Genomic DNA, 22,583 nt, shown 5'->3' with positions numbered 1-22,583 from the left:
GGCCTTGGGCAACGCGGTGTTGTTGCGGGCCTGTTCGCCCTTGGGTGCGATCTGCACGGGATTTCCCTCGTAGGAACCGGATGTCGCGGATCAGGTGGAGTAGGCGCTGTTCTCGTGGACGTAGTCGGCGGTGAGGTCGTTGGTCCACAGCGAGGCGCTCGCCGTACCGGCGTTGAGGTGGGCGGTGATGACGACCTCGCGGCCCTTCATGTCCACCAGGTCGCGGTCCTCGCCGACGCCGCCGGACTTGCAGACCCAGACGCCGTTGATGGCGACGTCCAGCTCGTCCGGCTCGAAGGCGGCGTCGGTGGTGCCGATGGCGGCCAGGACGCGGCCCCAGTTGGGGTCCTCGCCGTGGACGGCGCACTTGAGCAGGTTGTTGCGGCTGATCGTCCGGGCGACGGTGACGGCCTCGTCCTCGGTGGCGGCGCCGGTGACGTCGATGCGGATGTCCTTGCTCGCCCCCTCGGCGTCGCCGATCAGCTGGCGGGCGAGGTCGGCGCTGACGGTGCGGACGGCCTCGGCGAACTCGGTCGCGTCCGGGGTGACCCCGGAGGCGCCGGAGGCGAGCAGCAGCACGGTGTCGTTGGTCGACATGCAGCCGTCGGAGTCGATCCGGTCGAAGGTGGTGCGGGTGGCGCCGCGCAGGGCGGCGTCCAGGGCGGCGGTGTCCGCGACGGCGTCGGTGGTGAGGACGACGAGCATGGTGGCGAGGCTCGGGGCGAGCATGCCCGCGCCCTTGGCCATGCCGCCGACCGTCCAGCCCGCCGGGCTGGTGACCTGGGCGGTCTTGTGGACGGTGTCGGTGGTCTTGATGGCGACGGCGGCGGCCTCGCCGCCGGTGGCGCTGAGCTCGCCGGCCGCGGCGGTGACGCCGGGCAGCAGCAGGTCCATCGGCAGACGCACGCCGATCAGGCCGGTGGAGGCGACGGCGATCTCGCCGGCGTTCAGGCCGAGCACCTCGGCGGCCCTCTCGGCGGTGGCGTGGGTGTCCTGGAAGCCGAGCGGGCCCGTACAGGCGTTGGCGCCACCGGAGTTGAGGACGACGGCGGAGACCTGGCCGCCCTTGAGGACCTGCTCGGACCAGAGGACGGGCGCGGCCTTGACGCGGTTGGCGGTGAAGACGCCGGCGGCGGCGTACGAGGGGCCGTCGTTGACCACCAGCGCGAGGTCCGGGGCGCCGGAGGCCTTGAGGCCGGCGGTCACCCCGGCGGCGCGGAAGCCCTGGGCGGCGGTGACGCCGAGGTTCGGGGTGGTGCTCACGGTGCGACTCCGTTCATCGGGAGGCCGAGCTCCTCGGGCAGGCCGAGGGCGATGTTCATGCTCTGCACCGCGCCGCCGGCGGTGCCCTTGACCAGGTTGTCGATCGCGCTGATCGCGATGATCCGCCCGGCAGCCGCGTCCAGGGCGACCTGGACGAGGGCGGTGTTGGCGCCGTAGACGCTGCTGGTCTGCGGCCACTGCCCCTCGGGCAGCAGGTGGACGAAGGGCTCGCCCGCGAACGCCTCGGTGTAGGCGGCGCGCAGGCTCTGCGCCGTCACGCCCGGCCGGGCCTTGGCGGAGCAGGTCGCGAGGATGCCGCGCGGCATCGGGACGAGCGTGGGGGTGAAGGAGACACTGACGGGCTCGCCCGCGAGCGGGGTGAGGTTCTGCGACATCTCCGGGGTGTGCCGGTGCACGCCGCCGACGCCGTACGGGCTGACGCTGCCCATGACCTCGCTGCCGAGCAGGTGGGTCTTGGCCGCCTTGCCCGCGCCGGAGGTGCCGGAGGCGGCGACCACGACGGCCTCCGGCTCGGCGAGGCCCGCCGCGTAGGCGGGGAACAGGGCGAGGGAGACGGCCGTCGGGTAGCAGCCGGGGACGGCGATGCGGTTGCTGCCCTTCAACGCGGCGCGGTGGCCGGGGAGTTCGGGCAGGCCGTAGGGCCAAGTGCCGGCGTGGGCGGAGCCGTAGAACTGCTCCCAGTCGGAGGCGGCCCTGAGCCGGAAGTCGGCGCCGCAGTCGACGATCAGGACGTTCTGGCCGAGGGCCTCGGCGACGGCGGCGGACTGGCCGTGCGGCAGCGCCAGGAACACCACGTCGTGGTCGGCCAGCACCTCGGGGGTGGTGGGTTCGAGCACGCGGTCGGCGAGCGGCCACAGGTGCGGCTGGAGGGCGCCCAGGCGGGTGCCCGCGTTCGAGCCGCCGGTCAGCGCCCCGATCTCCACCTCCGGGTGGCCGAGCAGCAGGCGCAGCACCTCGCCGCCCGCGTATCCGCTCGCGCCGGCGACGGCGACTCGCAAAGCCATGGCGTTCCTCCTAGGTCGTGGCATGAATATACGCGTGGCGGAACATCCATGCAAGGCTCGGTTCGGGCCCCGCGGTCGTACCCCGGCATCAGCCGATCGGTTGATGCCGCTTCGAGCGCGATGGGCGATGCCCCGGGAGGGGCCCTCCCGCCAGCATCGAAGCATGTCAGTCATCGAAGTCAGCGGCCTGCGCAAGGCCTACGGGGGGCGCACCGTCCTCGACGGCGTGGAGTTCGCCGTCGAGGAGGGCGAGATCTTCGGCATCCTCGGCCCCAACGGCGCCGGCAAGACCACCACCGTCGAATGCGTCGAAGGGCTGCGCACGCCCGACGCGGGCACCGTACGGGTCCTCGGGCTCGACCCGGCGACCGAGCGCGAGCGCCTCACCCGGGTCCTCGGCGTGCAGCTCCAGGAGAGCGAGCTGCAGGCCAAGCTCACCGTCCGCGAGGCGCTGGAGCTGTACGGCGCCTTCCACCGCAAGCCCGCCGACTGGCGGCACCTGGCCGAGCGCCTCGGCCTCTCCGACCGGCTCGACGCCCGCTTCGGCAAGCTCAGCGGCGGCCAGAAGCAGCGGCTGTTCATCGCGCTCGCCCTGATCGGCCGCCCGAGGGTCGTCGTCCTCGACGAGCTCACCACCGGGCTCGACCCGCGCGCCCGCCGCGACACCTGGCGGCTGATCGAGGAGGTGCGCGACTCCGGGGTGACGGTGCTGCTCGTCACCCACTTCATGGAGGAGGCGCAGCGGCTCTGCGACCGGATCGCCGTCATCGACAGGGGCCGGGTCGCCGCCCTGGACACCCCGCAGGGCCTGATCGGCCGGGCCGCCAGCTCGACCGTCATGTCCTTCACGCTCTCCGAGCCGCTGGACGAGCGCGAGTTCGCCCACCTGCCGGGCCTGGCCGCCGTCGAGGTCGGCCGCGAGGCGGACCGGCGGATCGTGATCACCGGCACCGACGAGACCGTCTCGGCCGTGCTGTCCCTGCTCGCCCGGCACCGCGTCACCGCCGGCCGGCTGCGCGTCGTCGACGCCACGCTGGACGACGCCTTCCTCGACCTCACCGCCCACCAGGAGGCCTGACGTGTCCGCCACCACCGCGATCCTGCGCACGGAGGCGCGGCTGTTCCGCCGCGAGCCCGCCGTGATCTTCTGGCTGATCGCCTTCCCGACCCTGCTGCTGACGATCCTCGGGCTGATCCCCGCCTTCCGGCAGGCGCACCCCGAGCTGGGCGGGCGCCGCACCGTCGACCTGTACGTGCCGATCGTCGTCCTGCTGTCGGTGATCATGGCCGGGGCGCAGACCATGCCGGGCGTGCTCACCGGGTACCGCGAGCGCGGCATCCTACGCCGGATGTCCACCACCCCGGCCAGCCCGAAGTCCCTGCTCACCGTGCAGATCCTGGTGCACGGCGCGGCGATCCTGGTCTCCGTGCTGCTGGCCCTCGCCGTCGGCCGGATCGCGTTCGGCGTCGCCCTGCCCCGGCAGCCCGCCGGGTACGTGCTGGCGCTCGCCGTGACGGTGTTCACCGGGCTGGCGCTGGGCGCCACGATCTCGGCGCTGTCGCGCACCGCGAAGGTCGCGCAGACCCTCGGGACGGTCGTCTTCTTCCCCCTGATGTTCACGGCGGGGGTCTACGTCCCGGTGTCCGTGATGCCCGAAGTGCTGCGGCGGATCGTCGAACTGACGCCGATCGGGGCGGCCTCCCAGGCGCTCGACCAGGCTACGGTGGGGCACTGGCCCAGTTGGTCGCACCTCGGGGTCACCGGGCTGTGGGGGGCGTTGCTGGTCGGCGTGGCCGTCCGCTGGTTCCGCTGGGAGTGACGACGATGGTCGACGGATGGGGGACGGCGATGCGGGGCGCGGGCAGCACGACGGCCGCGGAGCGGTGGGGCACGTTCTTCCGCTGGGGCCCGTACGGGCTCCTCGCCCTCGCCACCTCCATCAGCGCGGCCACCGCACCCGTCCTGATGACGCGCGGCGGGATGATCGCGGCCGGGGCCCTGGTCCCCGTCGCCCTCGGACTGCAGCTGTGGTGGGGACGGCTGCGACCGCGGGTGCCGGAGCACGCACCGGCGGGGCGGCTCTACTTCGGGCTGCGCACGGTGCTCGGCTTCGTCCTGACCTGGATGAACCCGCTCTTCTCGATCTACGCGACGATGGGCTACTTCGACGCCATCCGCCTGCTGCCCCCGCGTCAGGTCAGGTTCGGGCTGCTCGTCACCGCCGTCACGGTGGCCGGCTCCCAGTCCGGCGGGCTGCCACCCCGCTCGGGCGGCCAGTGGCTGCTCTTCGGGGTCGTCTTCGCCGTCCACGCGGCGCTGTCCACGATCTTCGGCAACCTCGGTGAGCGGGAGGCCGCGGAGGCCCGCGCCAAGGCCGCCACCATGGCCGAGCTGGAGAGCACCAACGCCCGGCTCGCCCAGGCCCTCGACGAGAACGCCGGGTTGCACGCCCAACTGCTGGTCCAGGCGCGGGAGGCGGGCGTGGACGAGGAGCGGCGGCGGATGGCCGCCGAGATCCACGACACCATCGCCCAGGGGCTCGCCGGGATCATCACCCAACTGCAGGCCGTCTCCTCGGCCGAGGACCCGGCCGCCGCCCAACGGCACCTCGACCGGGCCCAGGCGCTGGCCCGGCAGAGCCTGGGCGAGGCCCGCCGCTCGGTGCACGGGCTCGGACCCGGCGCGCTCGAACACGACGCGCTGGGCGAGGCGTTGCGCAAAACGGTGGACGAATGGTCCGAACGGGTCGGCGTCCGCGCCGAGTTCACCGTCACGGGCACCGCCGAGCCGCTGCACGAGGAGATCGAGGCGACGCTGCTGCGCATCGCCCAGGAGGCCCTGGCCAACGCCGCCCGGCACGCGGAGGCCGCCCGGGTCGGCGTCACCCTCTCCTACATGGACGACGAGGTCACCCTGGACGTGCGCGACGACGGCCGGGGCTTCGACCCGCTCGACCTGCCCCCGCGCAGCGAGTCCGGCGGCTTCGGGCTCGGCGGGATGCGCGCCCGCGCCGAACGCCTCGCGGGGCGGGTCGACCTGGAGTCGGAGCCCGGTGGCGGCACGGCCGTTTCCGCCCGCGTACCGTTGGTGCGCCATGACTGAACGGACCGATCGGATGATCACCCTGATCCTCGTCGACGACCACCCCGTGGTCCGCGACGGGCTGCGCGGCATGTTCGAGACCGCCCCCGAGTTCCACGTGCTGGGCGAGGCCTCCGACGGGGTCGAGGCGGTGGAGCTGGCCGAACGGCTGGACCCGGACGTGGTGCTGATGGACCTGCGGATGCCGGGAGGGGGCGGGGTCGAGGCCATCGCCGAACTCGCCCGGCGGGGCGCCCGGAGCAAGGTGCTCGTGCTCACCACGTACGACACCGACTCCGACACCCTCCCGGCGATCGAGGCGGGCGCCACCGGGTACCTGCTCAAGGACGCCCCGCGCGAGGAGCTGTTCACGGCGGTGCGTGCCGCCGCCGAGGGCCGTACCGTCCTCTCCCCCGCCGTCGCCTCCCGGCTGGTCTCCCGGGTGCGCACCCCTTCGTCTCCCGCTCAGGCGCCGCTGAGCGCCCGCGAGCGCGAGGTGCTGGCGCTCGTCGCCCGGGGCACGGCGAACCGGGAGATCGCCCGGGCGCTGTTCATCAGCGAGGCCACCGTCAAGACCCATCTCACGCACCTGTACGCCAAGTTGGGCGTCAACGACCGGGCGGCGGCCGTCGCGGCGGGGTACGACCGGGGCATCCTGGGGTCGGGGGCCCGTCTTGTCGATCAGCCCGGGAGGATCGGCAAGACGGGCCCTAACGCCTGACGGCGCGCAGGACGACGAACTTGGGGTTCCCGGCGACGAGTTGGCAGTTGCCGAAGAGGCGGCGCAGCTTGACGTGGTAGCCGAGGTGGCGGTTGCCGACCACCCACAGCTCGCCGCCGGGGCGCAGGGCCCGCTCGGCGCCGGTGAACATCCGCCAGGCGGTGGCGTCGGTGGTGGCCTGGTGGCTGTGGAACGGCGGGTTGTTGAGCACCAGGTCCACCGAGGCGGGGGCGAACAGGGCCGGGTCGAGGGCGTCGGCGGCCAGGAACTCGGCCGGGGCGGACGGGCCCAGGTTCGTCCGGAAGGTCTCCTCGGCGGAGGCCACGGCCTGGTGCGACTCGTCGACGAACACCAGCTCCGCGCCCGGCCCGGCCAGCGCGGCGGCCGTGCCGACCACGCCGTTGCCGCAGCCGAGGTCGACCACCCGGGCGCCGGGGGCGGGCGTCGGCAGGTGGGCGAGGAGGAAGCGGGTGCCGATGTCGAGGCGCTCGGCGCAGAAGGTGCCGGCGTGGTTGACGACCGTACGGCCGGAGGCGGGGCCCACGTCCGGCGGCAGCGCGTAGCGGTGCGGCCACGGGCTGGGGCCGGGGGCGAGGGCCGGGTCGGGGGTGCAGAAGATCAGCCGGGCCTTGCGGACGGCGAGGGAGGTGCGGGTCGGGCCGAGGACCTTCTCGAACAGCTGGAGCGTGGAGGTGTGGATCTCGGTGACCATGCCCGCGCCGACGACCACCGTGCCCGGATGGACGGCCGGGGCGAGGCGGTGCAGCTGGTCCTCCAGCAGCGCCAGGCTCTTGGGGACGCGCACCAGCAGCACGTCGATCCGCTCGGGCGGGGTGTCGCGGGTGGTCAGCAGGCTCCGCTCGGTGACCGCCGCTCCACGCCGGGCGAGGTTGGCGCGGGTCGCCTCCCGGCCGAGGTGCGAATCGCTGATCTGGACGGGCCCGTACGGCGCCAGCGCGGTGGTCAGCGCGCCCCAGCGGTCGCCGAGGACGACGACGCGGCGGCCGTCCAGCTCGACGGACTCGTCTGCGAGGTGGCGCAGCAGGTACTCGTCGGCGGCGTCCCAGGCGCGCAGGCGCTCGCGGGGGTCGACGGGGTGGCGGGTGAGGTCGAAGGTGCCCCACGGGGTGGTGAAAGCGCTGGTGCTGTCCGGATTCATCGTGTTCTCAGGCTATCGGACGGGCGTGTGGGGAACGGTTCGGACGGATACTGGAAGAGCCCGGCCGAGAGGGGTGAGGGCGATGGACTGGAAGCTCGAAGTCGTGGTGGTCCCGGTGGCGGACGTCGGGCGCGCGAAGGCCTTCTACGAGGAGCAGGCCGGGTTCACGGTCGACCACGACACCCGGCTGCGCGACGGCGTGCGGGTGGTGCAGCTGACCCCGCCGGGCTCGCCCTGCTCGATCGTGGTCGGCTCCGGGGTCATCGAGGCCCCGCCCGGATCGGTGAAGGGCCTCCAACTGGTGGTGCCCGACATCGAGAAGGCGCACGCCGAGCTGGCCGCGCGGGGCGTGGCCGTCAGCCCCGTCCAGCACTTCGAGGCGGGGGCCCGGGTGAACGGGCGCGGGGAGGCGTGGAACTCCTTCGTGTTCTTCAACGACCCGGACGGCAACGGCTGGGCCGTCCAGGAGGCTCCGGCGGCCGCCTGAGTCCCACGGAGGCCCACGGAGGCCCATGGAGGCCCGCAGCGGCTCACGGGGCCTCGCGTAGGCTTCGGGGATGGCCGAAGACGAGGGAAACGTACGGGTGGACGCCTGGATCTGGTCCGTCCGGCTCGCCAAGACCCGCGCCCTGGCGGCGGCCGCCTGCCGCGCCGGGCACGTCCGGGTCAACGGCGACCGGGCCAAGCCCGCGCAGGCGCTGCGGCCCGGGGACGAGGTCCGGGTGCGCGAGGAGGGGTACGAGCGGGTCGTCGTCGTCCGCAAGCTGATCCGCAAGCGGGTCGGCGCGGTCGTCGCCGCGGAGTGCCTCACCGACAACAGCCCGCCGCGCCCGCCCCGCGAGTTCACCCCTCAGGTCGCCGAACGCGACCGGGGCGCGGGCCGGCCCACCAAGCGCGAGCGCCGCGAACTGGACCAGTTCCGCGGGGGCTTCTGACCGCTACCGGACGACCGGGTGGGCCGCCTGCACGCCGAGGCGGCGCGGGGCGTCCTCGCCGATGGCGGTGAGCTGGTCGTCCAGGGCGAGGAAGGTCTCCCAGGGCTCCCGGCCGGTGGCGGCGGCGAGGCGCGCGACGACGAGGTCCTCCAGGTCGCGCACCCGCTTGTCCTTCCAGACCTTGTCGGCGAGGCTCACCAGCAGGTCCTCGACGGTGACGCCCGGTGCGTCCCAGGTCCCGTGGGTGCGGGCGAAGCGGGCCAGCCGCTCGGGGACGCCCCGCTCGCGCAGCAGCGCGTACCCGGCGGGCTCGTGGGCGCTGCCGGGGACGGACAGCTCCTCGGGGTGGACGGTCTTGCCGATGTCGTGGGTGGCCGCGCCGAAGAGGACGGCCTCGCGGTCGAACTCCAGGCCCTGCTCTTCGCAGAACGCGGCGATGCGCTCGGCGACTTCGCGCACCAGCGCGAGGTGGGCGACGAGGCGGGGCGGGGCGCCCGCCCCGGCCAGGAGGTCGGCGACGTCGGGGGGCAGCGGGGGCGGGGTGGTCACGGGTTTCCCTCAGCTCTTGAAGGCGACGCCCGCGTAGGCGGAGACGTCCTGCCAGCCCTCGGGGAGTTCGGCGGTGCGGACGTGGCCGGGGGCGGCGCGCCAGAGGGGCAACTGGACGAGGCCGGGGCCGGCGAACGCGAAGTCGCCGAAGAAGGGTTCGACGTCGCCCCGGGGGCGCAGGACGAGGGGGGAGCTGGCACCCCTGTAGATGCGCACGCCCTCGGCGCTGCTCTCGCGGGAGGCGAAGTCGGGGCTGCCGTGGGAGAGGATCAGGGCGCTGCCGGGGGCGAGCGCGTCGCGCAGGGTGCGGACGACGGCCTGCGCGCCCTCCTCGTCGCGGATGAAGTGCAGGACGGAGAGGAGCATCAGGCCGACGGGCCGGGAGAGGTCGATCGCGTCGCGCAGGAGCGGGTGGTCGAGGATCGACTCCGGCTCGCGCAGGTCCGCCTCGACGACGGCGGTGCGGCCGGCGGGGTGGGCGGCGACCCGGGCGCGGGCATGGGTGGCGACGATCGGGTCGTTGTCCACGTACACGACGTGGGCGTCCGGGGCGACGCGCCGGGCGACCTCGCTGGTGGAGCCGACCGCCGGTATCCCGGTGCCGATGTCGATGAACTGGCGCACGCCGCGCCCGGCGACGAACTCCACGGCGCGGCCGAGGAACTGGCGGTTGGTGCGGGCCAGCAGCGGCAGGGCCGGGTAGGCGGCGATGGCCGCCTGGGCGGCGCGGCGGTCGGCCTCGAAGTTGTCCTTGCCGCCCAGGTAGTAGTCGTACATGCGCGCGGTGTGCGGGGTGCCGGTGTCGAGTTCGGTGGGCGGCTGCCAGTCGTCGACCCTCGCCCACTCCCAGTCGGTCGCCTGATCGACGGCCGCGGTGTCCTCGTACATCCCGTTCCACCCCCGTGTTCGACGCCGTCCGGCCGCACCGTCGCTCTACGCGCGGTGCGCCGCGATCGTATCCGTGGAGTTGCCGTGGAAACAGCGGGAGTTCACATTTACGCAAGGCCCGGAAATAGGAGTGTGTGCACGTCAAAATGGGTGCGGACAATTCCGCGCGCCCCCTGCCCGGATCGCTCCGCCCGCCCACCGTCTCTATGCTGGCTGCCGATGAGCACCGACCGCCGCACCGTACTGCGCACCGCCGCCCGGGTCGCCGCCCTCACCGCCGCCGGAGGCCTCCTCGCCGCCTGCGGGAGCGGCGGGCACCGCCGGGCCGAGCACGAGGCGCTCGCCGCGCACCCCGGCGGCGCCGACCCGACACACACCACCGACCCGGCCTGGAACGGCGGCGAGGGCCCTGCCTCGGCCGCCCCGAGCGCGCCGCCCGCCGCCTCGCCGGAGGCCGCCGGGGAGACGCCCGCCGCTGCGGCCGCCGCCGCCCGGCCGACCCCGCCCGTGCTGCCGCCGCTGGCGCCCGGCACCCCGGTGGAGGTGGTCTCGGGGCCGCGCACCGGCAAGAACGTGGCGCTCACCTTCCACGGCAGCGGGGACCCGAAGCTGGCCACCGCCCTGCTGGCCGCCGCCGAGCAGCGCGGCGTCCACCTGACCGTCATGGTGGTCGGCAGCTGGCTCGACCAGCAGCCGCAGATGGCCCGGCGCATCCTGGATGGCGGCCACGAGCTGGGCAACCACACCCAGAACCACCTCAACATCTCGGCGATGACCCCGGACCAGGCCCGCGCCGAGATCGCCCAGTGCGCGGACCGGCTGATGCGCCTGACCGGCTCGATCGGGCGCTGGTTCCGGCCCTCCGCCGCGCAGTACGCCACGCCGACGGTGCGCGACCAGGCCAAGGCCGTCGGCTACGAGCACGTGCTGTCCTTCGACGTCGACCCGCGCGACTACAACGACCCGAGCGCCGCCGAACTGCAGCGCCGGGTGCTGGCCTCGGTGCGCGGCGGCTCGGTGGTGGCCCTGCACATGGGGCACCAGTGCACGATCGACGCGCTGCCGGGAATCCTGGACGGGCTCGCCAAGACGGGGCTCAAGCCGGTGACCGCCAGCCAGCTGTGCGCGTGAGGGCCACCGCGTGATGCGCCCCGCACAGCCGGGCGATCAGACCATCGGATCGTCGTCCTTGTACGGCCGCAGCCGCAGCGTCCGGGCGTCGGTGGCCCGGATCTCCTCCGCCCGGTTGACCAGCTCCTCCAGGTCGTCCCTCCCGGCGTGGATGAACCGCCCGTGCAGGCCGTCGAAGCGGCCCCGGGCGGCGTCCACGGTGACGGCGACCATGTACGGGATGGAACCCCAGGTCTTCATCCCCCGGAACATCGGCATCCCGGCGGTCATGTCGGTGGCCACCGCGCCCGGGCTGATGTCGAGCACGACCACGCCGTGCCGGGCCAGCGAGTCCGCCATGTTGTCGGACAGCTGCAGCAGCGCGCCCTTGGACGTCGCGTACGCGGTGTACTCACCGTCCGGTCGCAGCGCGAAGCCGGAGTTGAGGTTGACCACCCGGCCGCCGCGCCGCTGCACCATGCCGGGCAGGACGCAGCGAAGCAGGTTGTACGGGCCGCGCAGGTTGGTCTCGATCACCTGCCACCACTGGTTGGCGTCCGTCTCCCAGATCGGCACCTCGGCCTTGTCCACCATCCCGGCGTTGTTGACCAGCAGGTCGACCGGCCCGAGGTCCCGCTCGACGACCCGGACGGCCTCGCGCACCGAGCCGGGCCGGGTGACGTCGGCCGTCACCGCCACGCCCCGGGCGCCGCGCTTGACGCACTCCTTGAGCGTGTCCGTCAGCGTCTCGTGGGTACGGCCGACCAGGCCGACCGCCATGCCCTCGGCGGCCAGCCCGATGGCGATCTCCCGGCCGATTCCCCGGCCCGCGCCGGTGACCAGGGCCACCTGCCCCTGCAGCGATCCCGTCGGCACCCCGTGCTCCCTTCCCGTCCCCGGCCCCCGTCTGCGGCATTCTGTCGGCCGGGCGGCGGTACGGGCCCCGGTCACACGCGCCGGGCCGTCCGCCTCACTCCTTCGGGGGACTTCCTGGGGACTACGGGCGCACTAGAGGAGGGTGGCACCATGGCGGGGAGGGGGTGACCTACTGGCCGGTAGGGAGTAGTAACGTCGTCGGGGCGGTGCCCGGTGCACCCAATCCGGCACACCGGCCCCTTGACCGGCGGCTCGCCGGGCCACCCAGACGCTGGGCGACCCCCAGCTCCACCGAAGGGCAACTGAGTGAGTGACATCGCGCGCGTCGGAGTGATCGGCTGCGGCCTGATGGGGTCGGGCATCGCCGAGGTGTTCGCCCGGGCCGGGCTGGACGTCCTGGTCTCGGAGGCCAGCGGCGAGGCCCTGGAGTTCGGCCGCACCCGGCTGACCAACTCCCTCGACACGGCGGTCAAGCGCGGCAAGCTGAGCCAGGAGGCGCGGGACGAGGCGATCTCCCGGCTGTCCTTCACCGTCGACCTCGCCGACTTCGCCGACCGCGACCTGGTCGTGGAGGCCGTCGCCGAGCGCGAGGACGTCAAGGTCAAGATCTTCGAGACCCTGGACAAGGTCGTCGAGCGCCGCGACGCGATCCTGGCCTCCAACACCTCCTCCATCCCGATCGTGAAGCTGGCCGCCGCCACCTCCCGCCCAGAGCAGGTCATCGGCCTGCACTTCTTCAACCCGGCTCCGGTGCAGAAGCTGGTCGAGGTCATCCCGACCCTCACCACCTCCGCCGCCACCACCGAGCGCGTCGAGGCCTTCGCGACCCAGGTCCTCGCCAAGGAGCCGATCCGCGCCCGCGACCGCGCCGGCTTCGTCGTCAACGCCCTGCTGGTCCCGTACCTGCTCTCCGCGGTCCGGATGTTCGAGTCGGGCGTGGCCACCGCCTCCGACATCGACAAGGGCATGGAGGCCGGCTGCGCCCACCCGATGGGCCCGCTGCGCCTGTGCGACCTGATCGGCCTGGACACCATCGTCTCCATCGCCGAGTCGATGTACGACGAGTACAAGGAGCCGCTGTACGCCGCTCCCCCGCTGCTGTCCCGGATGGTCGACGCGGGCCTGCTGGGCCGCAAGTCCGGCCGCGGCTTCTACGACTACACCGCCACCGCCTGACAGCGGGCACGGGAAACGTGACGGGGCCCGGGAGCGGTATCCAGCTACCCGGGCCCCTGAGGTGCCACCCAATTGCTCTGCACCGGCACGTTTAAGGATGCGGGTCAGGTTCACAGCGTCGCGCTTTGCCATTGAAGCTACCGCGCCACGTAAGAGGCGCAGGCGGGAGTCGAACCCACATCCGACGCTTTCAGCTCACATCCGGTCGATCCGGCACTCGGCGGCGAATGCTGAGACTAGAGCGAGAGTCTGAGGTTCACAGGGGCGCCTCTGCCATTTGGGCCACCCCGGCGGGAGTTGGTGCCGGGGGGAGGAATCGAACCTCCACCGTGTTCCCTGATATCAGCTTCAACTTCAGTGTCAGCTTGCGCTCTTCGCGCCACCCCCGCGCTCAAACGGGGGGATCGTGGGGCTACCCGAACAGGTAGCCGAACACCGCGTCGCCGACCCTGCGGTCGTCGACCTCGGCGCCGTTGGCCTCCTCGCGGGCGTACTGGACGGCCTGCTGGAGCTTCTCCACCCGCTCCAGCAGCTCGTTCACCCGCCGCGCCGGGAGGGCGCCGGAGAACTTGACGGTCGTCCAGTAGCCGACGGCGATGTCCTCGTAGTACACCTCGACCTGCGCCGGGTGCTTCTCCGTGGCCTCGGCCTTGACGTGGTTGCGCGGGACCTTCTTGGTGCGGATGGTGCGCACCGCCTCGGTCTTCCAGGAGTCCGTGGAGACGTCGTGGCTCCAGGACTCGGCCGCGTCCAGGACGGGCAGCTTGCGGACGAACGTCCGAAGGTCCGTCAACTGCTTCTCCAGGAAGAGCAGGTAGGACACCGGGACGTCCGCGACGAGGGTGCGCCCGTCGACCACGACGTCGGCCCGGGCGGCGGTGTTCGCCCAGTCCTTGGTCGCGGTGACGTCGAACAGCCTGGTCAGGGTCGCCGCGGTGGTGCGCAGCACGTCCTCGGACTTGACCTGGACCCTGGTCGACTCGGGCGGCAGCTGCTCGCCCTCCTCGTCCTTGGGCCGGTACGTCCGGGCGATGCCGGCCAGCAGGGCGGGCTTCTGCAAGTCCTGGTGGGACTGGGTGAGTTCCTGGAAGGACTTGGACTTGACGCCCTTCTCCACCGCGATGATCTGATTCAGCTTTGCCACGCGACGGACGCTAGCAGCACGGCTGTTCGGGCGTCACCCGATTAACGGGTCACAGGTCGCGGCGGTGAGGCTCCGGGCCGGGAGGAGCATCCAGCCGGTCGGGGAGACGCAAAGGGCCCCGCCCGGACCTCGATGGTCCGGGCGGGGCCCTTCAAGGCCCTACGGGGCTCAGGCGCCGCGCAGCGCCGCGCCCGTACGGGCCACGGCCTCGGCGACGGCCGCCTCGCGGGCGGCGGTGGCCTCGTCGGCGGTCAGCGTGCGGTCGGCGGCGCGGAAGCGCAGCGCGTACGCCAGCGACTTCTTGCCCTCGCCCACCTGCTCGCCGGTGAACACGTCGAACAGCCGGATGGCCTCCAGCAGTTCGCCCGCGCCGGAGCGCAGCGCGGCCTCGACCTCGGCGGCCGGGACGGCGGTGTCGACGATCAGCGCGACGTCCTGGGTGGCCACCGGGAAGCCGGAGACGGCCGGGCCGGAGACCTTCTCGGAGCCGTCGGCCGTCAGCAGGTCGACGTCGATCTCCATCGCGGCGGTACGGGCCGGCAGCCCGAGCGCCTTGACCACGCGCGGGTGCAGCTCGCCCGCGTGGCCGACCACGCGGTCGGTGCCCGTGACCACCAGCTCGGCGCAGCGGCCCGGGTGCCACGGCGCCAGCCGGCCCTGGCGCACGGTCAGCTCGACGCCCGCGGCGCGGGCCACCGTGCGGGCGGCCTCGACCGCGTCCGCCCAGGAGGCCTGGTCGCCCTTGCCCCACCAGCCCGACGGCAACCGCTCGCCCGCGAGGGCGACGGCCACGCGGCGCGGCTGGTCCGGCAGCGCGGCGTCCAGCGCGGCCAGCTCCTCGGCGCTCGGCCGGCGGTCGACGCCGGGGCGCGGAGCCACGCTCAGCTCGTCCTTGGGCAGGAAGACGGTGCCGGTCTCGTAGATCGCGAGGTCGGTGTTGCCCCGGCCGACGTTGCGGCGCAGCGCGCCGAGCAGGCCCGGCAGCAGCGTGGTGCGCAGCGCCGGCTCCTCGTCGTTGAGCGGGTTGACCAGCGTGACCGTACGGCGGCGGCGGTCCTGCGCCTCCAGGCCGAGCGCCTCGAAGGCGGCCTCGCCGAGGAACGGGTAGTTGTTGACCTCGACGTAGCCGGCGCCGGCCAGCGCCACGCCGACGCGACGGTGGACGCGCTGGGCCTCGGTCAGGCCCTTGCCCGGCGGCACGTTGGGCATCCGGGCGGGGACGTTGTCGTAGCCCTCCAGCCGGATGACCTCCTCCGCGAGGTCGAACGGGTCGGTGAGGTCGGGGCGCCAGGTCGGCGGGGTGACCTCCAGGATGTCGGCGCCCGCGACGGAGCAGCCGATCTCCTGCAGCCGTCGGGTGACGGTCTCGCGGCCGTACCCGGTGCCGGCGACCCGGTCGGGCAGGTCGGCGGAGATGGTGATGGTGCGCACCGGGTGCGGGGCCGCGATGTCGGTGACCCCGGCCTCGGCGGAGCCTCCGGCGATCAGCACCAGCAGGTCGACGGCGCGCTGCGCGGCGGCGCGGGCGGCCTCCGGGTCGACGCCGCGCTCGAAGCGCTTGGACGCCTCGGAGGGCAGCTTGTGGCGCTTGGCGCTGCGCGCGACGGCGACGGCGTCGAAGTGCGCGGCCTCGATGATCACCTCGGTGGTGCCCGGCCCGGCGGCCGGGTCGAGGATCTCGGTGGAGGCGCCGCCCATGACGCCGGCCAGGCCGATCGGGCCACTGTTGTCGCAGATCAGCAGGTCCTCGGCGGACAGCTCGCGCTTGACGCCGTCCAGGGTGGTCAGGGTCTCGCCCTGCTCCGCCCGGCGCACGACCAGCGGGCCGTCCACGCGCTGCTTGTCGTAGGCGTGCAGCGGCTGGCCGACCTCGAGCATCACGTAGTTGGTGATGTCGACGGTCAGCGAGATCGGGCGGATGCCCGCCTTCTGGAGCCGGCGCTGCAGCCAGATCGGGGACTTGGCGGTCGGGTCGACGCCGACGACCGTACGGGCCACGAAGCGGTCGCAGCCGACCGGGTCGTTGACCTTGACCAGGTAGCCGAAGGAGTTCGCCGGGGGCACGTCCAGCAGCGCCGGGTCCGCCAGCGGCAGCCCGTACGCGGCGGCGGCCTCGCGGGCCACGCCGCGCATGGACAGGCAGTAGCCGCGGTCGGGGGTGACGGCGATGTCCAGCACGTCGTCGACCAGCTGCAGCAGCTCGATGGCGTCGGTGCCGGGCTCGAACTCCGGCGGCAGCACGATGATGCCGTCGTGGTCGTCGCCCATGCCCAGCTCGCGGGCGGAGCAGATCATGCCGGCCGAGGTGTGGCCGTACGTCTGGCGGGCCGCGATCGGGAACGGGCCGGGCAGCACGGCGCCCGGGAGCACGACGACGACCTTGTCGCCGACGGCGAAGTTCCGCGCGCCGCAGACGATCTCCTGCGGCGCGCCGGTGCCGTTGGCGTCGCCGACGTTGACGAAGCAGTGCCGGATCGGCTTCTTGAAGCCGGACAGCTCCTCGATGGAGAGCACCTCGCCGACCACCAGCGGGCCCTTGAGGTCCCCGCCGAGGGTCTCGACGGTCTCGACCTCCAGGCCGGCCCGCACGAGGCGCTCGGCGACGTCGCGGCCGGTCTCACCGGCCGGGAGGTCGACGTACTCGCGCAGCCAGGAAAGCGGGACGCGCATCAGATCTCCATCCCGAAGGGGAGCGTGAAGCGCACGTCGCCCTCGACCATGTCGCGCATGTCGGCGACGTTGTGACGGTTCATCAGGATCCGCTCCAGGCCCAGACCGAAGGCGAACCCGCTGTAGCGGTTCGGGTCGACGCCGCAGGCCACCAGCACGCGCGGGTTGACCACGCCGCAGCCGCCGAGCTCGATCCAGCCCTCGGAGGAGCAGGTGCGGCACGGGCGGTCCGGGTTGCCGACGCTCTCGCCGTGGCACACGAAGCACTGCAGGTCGATCTCGGCGCTCGGCTCGGTGAACGGGAAGTACGAGGGGCGCCAGCGCAGTTCGAGGCCGGTGCCGATCAGCTTCTCGACCAGCACCTCGATGGTGCCCTTGAGGTCGGCGAAGGTGATGCCCTCGTCGACGGCGAGGCCCTCGACCTGGCGGAACACCGGGGTGTGGGTCGCGTCCAGCTCGTCCGTGCGGTACACCCGGCCCGGGCAGACCACGTAGACGGGGGGCTCGCGGTCGAGCATGGTGCGGGCCTGGACCGGGGAGGTCTGGGTGCGCAGCACCACGCCGGAGTCGGCGGAGCCGTCCGGGGCCCGGACGAAGAAGGTGTCCTGCATCGAGCGGGCCGGGTGGTCCGGGCCCAGGTTGAGGGCGTCGAAGTTGAGCCACTCCGCCTCGACCTCGGGGCCCTCGGCGACCTGGTAGCCCATGGCGACGAAGGTGTCCTCGATGCGCTCGGCCAGGGTGGTCAGCGGGTGCCGGGCGCCGCGCGGGGCGCGGTCGTACGGCAGCGTGACGTCCACCGCCTCCTCGACCAGCACGCGGGCGTCGCGCTCCGCCTCCAGTTCGGCCTGGCGCTTGGCCAGCGCCTGGTTGACGGCGCCGCGCGCCTGGCCGATGAGCTTGCCCGCGGCGGCCTTGGCGTGCGGGGGCAGGGCGCCGATCTCGCGGTTGGCGAGGGAGAGCGCGGAACGGTCGCCGGTGTGGGCGACCTTGGCCTGCTTCAGCTCGTCCAGGCTGGCGGCGGCGGCGAAGGCGGCGATCGCCCCGTCACGCGCCTGCTCCACCACCTCGGGCTTGAGGGCCTCGACCTCGACGGGGTCGTACGACTTGTTGGGTGCCGACATCTCTATCTTCCCGTGCTCCTGCTCGTCCGTGCTCAGGTCTATGGGCCAACGCCAAGGGTCGAGTGTAGTCGCAGCGTGTAGCGCCGCTCGGCGGCGCTGTGCCGCCACGGTCCCCGCCCGGGCTCGTCACAGCATGCCGTGTTCGTCGTTCGTGCTCCTTCAGAGCATGAAGTCCGGTACGCCCGCGGGCAGGATGAACCGGAACCGGGCCCCGCCGCCGGGGGCGCGGTCGACCCGGATCGAACCGCCGTGGGCCTCCACGATGCCCTTGACGATGTAGAGGCCCAGGCCCGTGCCGCCGCGCTTGGAGCCGCGCCAGAAGCGGGTGAAGACGCGCGGCATGGACTCCTCGGGGATTCCGCTGCCCTCGTCGCTCACCGTGACCGCTGTGCCCTCCACGATGCGGGGAGGGGTGCCGGAGCGCTCCCAGGCGGGGGCCTCGACGACCTCCTTGGCCGGGGCCACCTCGATGGTGACGGTTCCCTCGCCGTGGCGCACCGCGTTCTCCAGCAGGTTGGCGAGGACCTGGTCCAGCTTGTCCGGGTCCGCCCAGAGCACGGTCAGCGGCTCGGTGATGCGGACGTCGAAGCGTTCCTCACCGATGCCGGTGGCCACCGTCCGCTCCACGTGCCGGTGCACCGCCGCCGCCACGTCCACGACCTGCTTGCGCAGCTCCAGCCGGCCCGCGTCGATCCGGGAGATGTCCAGCAGCTCCGCGATCAGCCGGGTGACCCGGTCCGCGTCCGCGTCGACCGTCTCCAGCATCAGCCGCTTCTGCCCGTCCGTGAACCGCTCCCACTTGGCCAGCAGCGTCGCCGTGAAGCCCTTGACGCTGGTGAGCGGGGAGCGCAGCTCGTGCGCGACGGTGGCGATCAGCTCGGCGTGGCTGCGCTCGGTGCGCCGGCGCTCCTCGGTGCCGCGCAGGGCGATCACCAGCCGCTCCAGCGGCCCGCCGGGCTCGCCCCGGACGTACCGGGCGGAGACCAGCACCTCGCGGCCGCCCGGGAGCAGCAGGTTGCGCTCCGGCTGCCGGGTGCGGATCGCCAGCCCGCCGTACGGGTCGGTCAGCTGCCACCAGCGGCGCCCGTCGAGGTCCTCCAGCGGGAGGACGTCCTCCAGGAGCCCGCCCAGCGCGGCCTGCGGAGGCACGCCGGTCAGCGCGGCCGCGGCCCTGTTGAAGCGGACCACCCGGCCCAGCGCGTCCGCGACCACCAGGCCGTCGGGCAGGTCGTCCGGGTCCAGCTCAGGCCCGCTGCCGACCATGGGTGTCCTCCCCGATTACCCACTGTGCCGTTGCCCCCACAGAGCCAGACCCTAGCGCCTCGCAGGCCCCGGGTGTAGGGCCTGCGGTGGGGTGATCCCGGCGCGTCGCGGGGCGTGCCGCGCGGTTCGCGCCGGGTGCGGCGTCCCGCGCGCCGCCCCCGGGGGTCAGGCGTCGGCCCGGCAGCCGCCCGGCGAACGCTGCGCCCGGGCCGAGGCGTACAGGCAGACGGCCGCCGCGGTGGCCAGGTTGAGGCTCTCGGCGTGGCCGTGGATGGGCACCCGCACCACCTCGTCGGTCAGCGCGCGAGTCTCTTCCGGGAGCCCCCACGCCTCGTTCCCGAACACCCACGCGCCCGGCGCACCCAGGGTGCCCTCGTCGAGCTCCTGATCCAGATCGCGCTCCCCCGCGCCGTCCGCTGCGAGCACCCGTACGCCCGCCTCGCGCAGGCGTCCGATCGCCTCCTCCACCGGCACGCCGACGGCCACCGGCAGGTGGAACAGGCTGCCCACGGAGGCCCGGACGGCCTTGGGGTTGTAGAGGTCCACCGAGGCGTCGGTGAGCACGACGGCGTCCGCGCCGGCCGCGTCGGCCGTCCGCAGGACGGTGCCCGCGTTCCCGGGGTCGCGCACGTGCGCCAGCACGGCGACCAGCTGCGGGCGGGCCTCGATCACCTCGTCGAAGGGCGTGTCGATGAAGCGGCAGAGCGCCACGATGCCCTGGGGGGTCACGGTGTCGCAGATGTCGGCGACGACCTCCTCGGTGGCGGTCAGCACCGGCAGCCCCTCCTCCAGGGCCGCCTCGACGATGCCGGCGTGCCGCTCGGCGGCCTCCTGGGTGACGTAGACCTCGACCACGGCGTGGTCCTCCGTGCCAGGCAGCCTGCCGAAGGCGACGGCCTCCCGGACGGCCTGCGGGCCCTCGGCCAGGAAGCGGCGCTCCTTGGTGCGCTGGTTCCGCTTGGCGAGCCGGCGGGCCGCGACGACGCGTGGCGAGCGCAGGGACGTGAGCAGGGGGGTGTCGGTGCTCGGCATGGTCTCGTTCTCTAGGACCTGGGGGACGAAAGCAGGAGGACGAAAGCAGGGGGGCGAAAGCAGAACCGGACCCGCAGGCGAGCCTGCGGGTCCGGTCGGAAGCTCAACCGATCTCGGAAGATCAGGCGGCGTCGGCGGCGGCCTTCGGGGCGTTCACGTCGGCCGGCAGCGCCTTCTGGGCGACCTCGACCAGGGCGGCGAACGCACCCGGGTCGTTGACGGCCAGGTCGGCCAGCATCTTGCGGTCGATCTCGACGCTGGCGGCCTTCAGGCCCTGCACGAAGCGGTTGTAGGTGATGCCGTTGGCACGGGCCGCAGCGTTGATGCGCTGGATCCACAGCTGACGGAAGTCGCCCTTGCGCTTCTTGCGGTCGTTGAAGTTGTAGACCAGCGAGTGGGTGACCTGCTCCTTGGCCTTGCGGTACAGGCGCGAACGCTGGCCACGGTAGCCGCTGGCGCGCTCCAGGATGACCCGGCGCTTCTTGTGGGCGTTGACTGCCCGCTTGACGCGTGCCACTTGATTACTCCTTGGGTTGGACCACGGACTACTTCACGCGGTCCGTCATTCGAATGGGTCGGGAAGGATCAGCTGCCCCGCACGGCTCTCACCGGGCGGGAGGGCGATCACTTGCCGAGAAGCTTCTTGATCTTCTTGGCGTCGCCGGGGGCCAGCTCGATCGTCCCGGCCAGCTTGCGGGTCAGCGTGGAGGGCTTGTGCTCCAGGAGGTGGCGGCGGCCGGCGCGCTCGCGCAGCACCTTGCCGGAGCCGGTGATCTTGAAGCGCTTGCTGGCGCCGCTGTGCGTCTTCTGCTTCGGCATTTCGCCGTATCTCCTCGTCGGTCCCGTCCCCGCCCGCGCGACCTGCGCCGCGCGGGCGTGAACTGGATGGATCTGTGGTGACCGGGCGGGACGCCCCGTCACCCTTGAGGCCGACCCCTGGGTCCGAGCCTCGCGGCTCAGGCGCCCTGGGGGGCGGCCGGCTGCTCGACCGGGGCCTCGACCTCGGGGGCCTCGTCCTCGGCCGGGGCGTCCAGCGCCTCGGTCTCGACTGCGTCGACGGTGTCGGCGTCGAGCTCCTCGGCGCCGAGCTCGGCGTCGAGCTCCTCGGCATCGAGCTCGGCGGCGTCGTCCTCGGGGCCGGCGGTGCGGCCCAGGCGCTCGGCCTTGCGAGCGTCGGCGAGGGCGCGGGCCTCGGCCATCGCCTCGGTCTTCTTCTTGTGCGGGCCGAGAACCATGATCATGTTCCGGCCGTCCTGCTTCGGCGACGACTCGATGAAGCCCAGGTCCTGGACGTCCTCGGCGAGGCGGTGAAGCAGGCGGAAGCCCAGCTCGGGGCGGGACTGCTCACGACCACGGAACATGATCGTGATCTTGACCTTGTCGCCCTGCTTGAGGAACCGAACGACGTGACCCTTCTTGGTGTCATAGTCGTGCGGGTCGATCTTCGGCCGGAGCTTCATCTCCTTGATGACCGTGTGCGCCTGGTTCTTGCGCGCCTCACGGGCCTTCATGGCCGACTCGTACTTGAACTTGCCGTAGTCCATGAGCTTGCACACCGGCGGCCGGGCGGTCGCCGCGACCTCGACCAGGTCGAGGTCGTACTCCTGCGCAAGCTCCAGCGCCTTGGCAAGCGGCACGATGCCGACCTGCTCGCCGCTGGGACCGACGAGTCGCACCTCCGGGACGCGAATCCGGTCGTTGATGCGGGGCTCGGTGCTGATGGGGCCTCCTCGGTTGCACCTTCTGCGCTGCGGCCGTCGGACGGCGGTCGCACGTAGTGGACTCGACCACTGGGCGGGGCTTCATTCGTGCTGCGCTGCCCGGCACCTCTCGGCACCGTGTGCACCGCGACACGAAAAAAGCCCCGCTCGGTACAAGCGGGGCTCCACACAATCCGGGGGCGGCACCCGGTGAGGGGCGCTGCGGGCGACCCGGCGCCTCGGCGCCCGTCGCGGACCGGGACCCGTCGACCTGGAGGCCGACAAGGTGGGAGACTTTCGCGGTTGCCCTCTCGGGCCTCCTCGGTGGAGCCTCCACTTGCTGGCCGAGTGTTCTCGCGAACTCCCGGCCGGTCAGTCTCGAATCATACAGCTCCGTGCGGTCGAACGCCATTCCGCCCCTGCCCGGGGCCCCTTGTACGCTCCCCCTTGTACCCATCACGGCACGACGGAACGAGCCCCCCTTGAGCAGCGAGCCCACCCAGAACCCCGGCGCGGACGACGACGCGATCGGCTTCGACGACCTCACCCGGGACATCGCCGAGGTCCCGGCCGTCGAGGTGATCACCACCGTCGCGGTGCACCTGATGAGCGCCGCCGCCGTCAAGTGCGGCCTCGCCGAGGGCGGCGAGAAGGACAAGGACCTGGACGAGGCCCGCAAGCTCATCACCGCCCTGGCCGGGCTGGTGACCGCCGGCGCCCCGGAGATCAGCAACTTCCACGCCGCGCCGCTGCGCGACGGGCTGCGCTCGCTGCAGCTGGCCTTCCGCGAGGCCTCGCTGCTGCCGGACGCACCGGGCGCGGGGCCGGGCGAGAAGTTCACGGGGCCGGTCTACTCCTGACATCCGGGG

23 protein-coding genes are annotated in these 22,583 nt (G+C 73.1%); 9 read left to right on the top strand and 14 right to left on the bottom strand.

Annotated features, from left to right (window positions below):
* Nucleotides 1-90: 90 nt before the first annotated feature.
* On the bottom strand, nucleotides 91-1,263 hold the full coding sequence (gene argJ / locus ACIRRS_RS20925; protein WP_402972691.1) for a bifunctional glutamate N-acetyltransferase/amino-acid acetyltransferase ArgJ: 1,173 nt from the start codon (nucleotides 1,261-1,263) through the stop codon (nucleotides 91-93).
* Complete coding sequence (gene argC / locus ACIRRS_RS20920) at nucleotides 1,260-2,288, bottom strand: N-acetyl-gamma-glutamyl-phosphate reductase (RefSeq protein ID WP_402972689.1); 1,029 nt, start codon at nucleotides 2,286-2,288, stop codon at nucleotides 1,260-1,262. The genes argJ and argC overlap by 4 nt, the downstream gene beginning before the upstream one ends.
* A gap of 163 nt (nucleotides 2,289-2,451) precedes the next feature.
* On the opposite strand from argC, the gene ACIRRS_RS20915 reads away from it, so the two are divergent.
* The 4 genes from ACIRRS_RS20915 to ACIRRS_RS20900 are packed head-to-tail and all read left to right on the top strand — an operon-like array spanning nucleotide 2,452 to nucleotide 6,091.
* Nucleotides 2,452-3,366 carry an ABC transporter ATP-binding protein gene (locus ACIRRS_RS20915; protein ID WP_402972687.1) on the top strand — a complete coding sequence of 305 codons (915 nt, stop codon included), beginning with the start codon at nucleotides 2,452-2,454 and terminating at the stop codon, nucleotides 3,364-3,366.
* A gap of 1 nt (nucleotide 3,367) precedes the next feature.
* Nucleotides 3,368-4,108, top strand: a complete 741-nt coding sequence (locus ACIRRS_RS20910) for an ABC transporter permease (protein WP_402972686.1) — start codon at nucleotides 3,368-3,370, stop codon at nucleotides 4,106-4,108.
* A 5-nt stretch (nucleotides 4,109-4,113) separates the two neighbouring features.
* Nucleotides 4,114-5,391 carry a sensor histidine kinase gene (locus ACIRRS_RS20905; RefSeq protein WP_402972685.1) on the top strand — a complete coding sequence of 426 codons (1,278 nt, stop codon included), beginning with the start codon at nucleotides 4,114-4,116 and terminating at the stop codon, nucleotides 5,389-5,391.
* Nucleotides 5,384-6,091 carry a response regulator gene (locus tag ACIRRS_RS20900; RefSeq protein WP_402972684.1) on the top strand — a complete coding sequence of 236 codons (708 nt, stop codon included), beginning with the start codon at nucleotides 5,384-5,386 and terminating at the stop codon, nucleotides 6,089-6,091. Before ACIRRS_RS20905 ends, ACIRRS_RS20900 begins: the two co-directional genes overlap by 8 nt.
* Here the strand turns inward: ACIRRS_RS20900 and ACIRRS_RS20895 are convergent.
* The gene (locus ACIRRS_RS20895) at nucleotides 6,081-7,250 is read right to left on the bottom strand and encodes a methyltransferase (RefSeq protein WP_402972682.1); all 1,170 of its coding nucleotides are present in this window, start codon (nucleotides 7,248-7,250) and stop codon (nucleotides 6,081-6,083) included. The two genes, ACIRRS_RS20900 and ACIRRS_RS20895, sit on opposite strands and share 11 nt — an antisense overlap.
* Nucleotides 7,251-7,332: 82 nt before the next feature.
* Between ACIRRS_RS20895 and ACIRRS_RS20890 the strand changes: the two genes are divergently transcribed.
* Together ACIRRS_RS20890 and ACIRRS_RS20885 are read left to right on the top strand one after the other, a co-directional pair.
* Nucleotides 7,333-7,737, top strand: coding sequence for a VOC family protein (locus ACIRRS_RS20890; RefSeq protein WP_402972680.1), 405 nt, complete (start codon nucleotides 7,333-7,335; stop codon nucleotides 7,735-7,737).
* A gap of 70 nt (nucleotides 7,738-7,807) precedes the next feature.
* The gene (locus ACIRRS_RS20885) at nucleotides 7,808-8,185 is read left to right on the top strand and encodes an RNA-binding S4 domain-containing protein (protein WP_402972678.1); all 378 of its coding nucleotides are present in this window, start codon (nucleotides 7,808-7,810) and stop codon (nucleotides 8,183-8,185) included.
* A 3-nt stretch (nucleotides 8,186-8,188) separates the two neighbouring features.
* Here the strand turns inward: ACIRRS_RS20885 and ACIRRS_RS20880 are convergent, their stop codons facing one another.
* Both ACIRRS_RS20880 and ACIRRS_RS20875 read right to left on the bottom strand, forming a co-directional pair.
* Entirely contained in the window at nucleotides 8,189-8,734 is a 546-nt protein-coding gene (locus ACIRRS_RS20880; RefSeq protein ID WP_402972676.1) for an HD domain-containing protein, read from the bottom strand.
* A 9-nt stretch (nucleotides 8,735-8,743) separates the two neighbouring features.
* Nucleotides 8,744-9,622 (bottom strand): SAM-dependent methyltransferase, encoded by an 879-nt coding sequence (locus ACIRRS_RS20875; protein WP_402972675.1) that lies wholly within the window; start codon nucleotides 9,620-9,622, stop codon nucleotides 8,744-8,746.
* Between the two features lie 219 nt (nucleotides 9,623-9,841).
* Here ACIRRS_RS20875 and ACIRRS_RS20870 point away from each other — a divergent pair, with 219 nt between their 5' ends.
* Nucleotides 9,842-10,753: a polysaccharide deacetylase family protein gene (locus tag ACIRRS_RS20870; RefSeq protein ID WP_402972673.1), complete on the top strand. Its 912-nt coding sequence runs from the start codon at nucleotides 9,842-9,844 to the stop codon at nucleotides 10,751-10,753.
* Nucleotides 10,754-10,789: 36 nt separating this feature from the next.
* Here ACIRRS_RS20870 and ACIRRS_RS20865 read toward each other — a convergent pair whose 3' ends face one another.
* Nucleotides 10,790-11,608, bottom strand: a complete 819-nt coding sequence (locus ACIRRS_RS20865; protein ID WP_402972672.1) for an SDR family NAD(P)-dependent oxidoreductase — start codon at nucleotides 11,606-11,608, stop codon at nucleotides 10,790-10,792.
* A gap of 306 nt (nucleotides 11,609-11,914) precedes the next feature.
* Between ACIRRS_RS20865 and ACIRRS_RS20860 the strand changes: the two genes are divergently transcribed.
* Nucleotides 11,915-12,784: a 3-hydroxybutyryl-CoA dehydrogenase gene (locus ACIRRS_RS20860; protein WP_402972670.1), complete on the top strand. Its 870-nt coding sequence runs from the start codon at nucleotides 11,915-11,917 to the stop codon at nucleotides 12,782-12,784.
* Between the two features lie 412 nt (nucleotides 12,785-13,196).
* Here the strand turns inward: ACIRRS_RS20860 and ACIRRS_RS20855 are convergent, their stop codons facing one another.
* The 8 genes from ACIRRS_RS20855 to infC form a co-directional block, all read right to left on the bottom strand.
* Nucleotides 13,197-13,928 carry a hypothetical protein gene (locus ACIRRS_RS20855; RefSeq protein WP_402972668.1) on the bottom strand — a complete coding sequence of 244 codons (732 nt, stop codon included), beginning with the start codon at nucleotides 13,926-13,928 and terminating at the stop codon, nucleotides 13,197-13,199.
* Nucleotides 13,929-14,096: 168 nt separating this feature from the next.
* A complete protein-coding gene (gene pheT / locus ACIRRS_RS20850) occupies nucleotides 14,097-16,598 on the bottom strand; it encodes a phenylalanine--tRNA ligase subunit beta (RefSeq protein ID WP_402972666.1) in 2,502 nt (833 codons plus the stop codon).
* Nucleotides 16,598-17,719, bottom strand: a complete 1,122-nt coding sequence (pheS, locus tag ACIRRS_RS20845) for a phenylalanine--tRNA ligase subunit alpha (RefSeq protein WP_402972664.1) — start codon at nucleotides 17,717-17,719, stop codon at nucleotides 16,598-16,600. Before pheS ends, pheT begins: the two co-directional genes overlap by 1 nt.
* Nucleotides 17,720-17,878: 159 nt before the next feature.
* Nucleotides 17,879-18,982, bottom strand: a complete 1,104-nt coding sequence (locus tag ACIRRS_RS20840) for an ATP-binding protein (RefSeq protein WP_402972662.1) — start codon at nucleotides 18,980-18,982, stop codon at nucleotides 17,879-17,881.
* A gap of 165 nt (nucleotides 18,983-19,147) precedes the next feature.
* Entirely contained in the window at nucleotides 19,148-20,014 is an 867-nt protein-coding gene (locus ACIRRS_RS20835; protein ID WP_402972660.1) for a TrmH family RNA methyltransferase, read from the bottom strand.
* Nucleotides 20,015-20,135: 121 nt separating this feature from the next.
* Nucleotides 20,136-20,531, bottom strand: a complete 396-nt coding sequence (rplT, locus tag ACIRRS_RS20830) for a 50S ribosomal protein L20 (RefSeq protein WP_030395970.1) — start codon at nucleotides 20,529-20,531, stop codon at nucleotides 20,136-20,138.
* Nucleotides 20,532-20,638: 107 nt separating this feature from the next.
* On the bottom strand, nucleotides 20,639-20,833 hold the full coding sequence (gene rpmI, locus ACIRRS_RS20825) for a 50S ribosomal protein L35 (RefSeq protein WP_396284618.1): 195 nt from the start codon (nucleotides 20,831-20,833) through the stop codon (nucleotides 20,639-20,641).
* Between the two features lie 137 nt (nucleotides 20,834-20,970).
* Entirely contained in the window at nucleotides 20,971-21,735 is a 765-nt protein-coding gene (gene infC / locus ACIRRS_RS20820; RefSeq protein WP_402972937.1) for a translation initiation factor IF-3, read from the bottom strand.
* A gap of 461 nt (nucleotides 21,736-22,196) precedes the next feature.
* On the opposite strand from infC, the gene ACIRRS_RS20815 reads away from it, so the two are divergent.
* The gene (locus tag ACIRRS_RS20815; RefSeq protein WP_402972657.1) at nucleotides 22,197-22,574 is read left to right on the top strand and encodes a DUF1844 domain-containing protein; all 378 of its coding nucleotides are present in this window, start codon (nucleotides 22,197-22,199) and stop codon (nucleotides 22,572-22,574) included.
* Nucleotides 22,575-22,583 lie beyond the last annotated feature (9 nt).

The sequence above is a fragment of the Kitasatospora sp. NPDC101183 genome (genome assembly GCF_044767945.1).
Classification (GTDB): Bacteria; Actinomycetota; Actinomycetes; order Streptomycetales; family Streptomycetaceae; genus Kitasatospora.
Note: the sequence above shows the minus strand (reverse complement) of the source record. Positions and strands in the feature narration are given on the sequence as shown.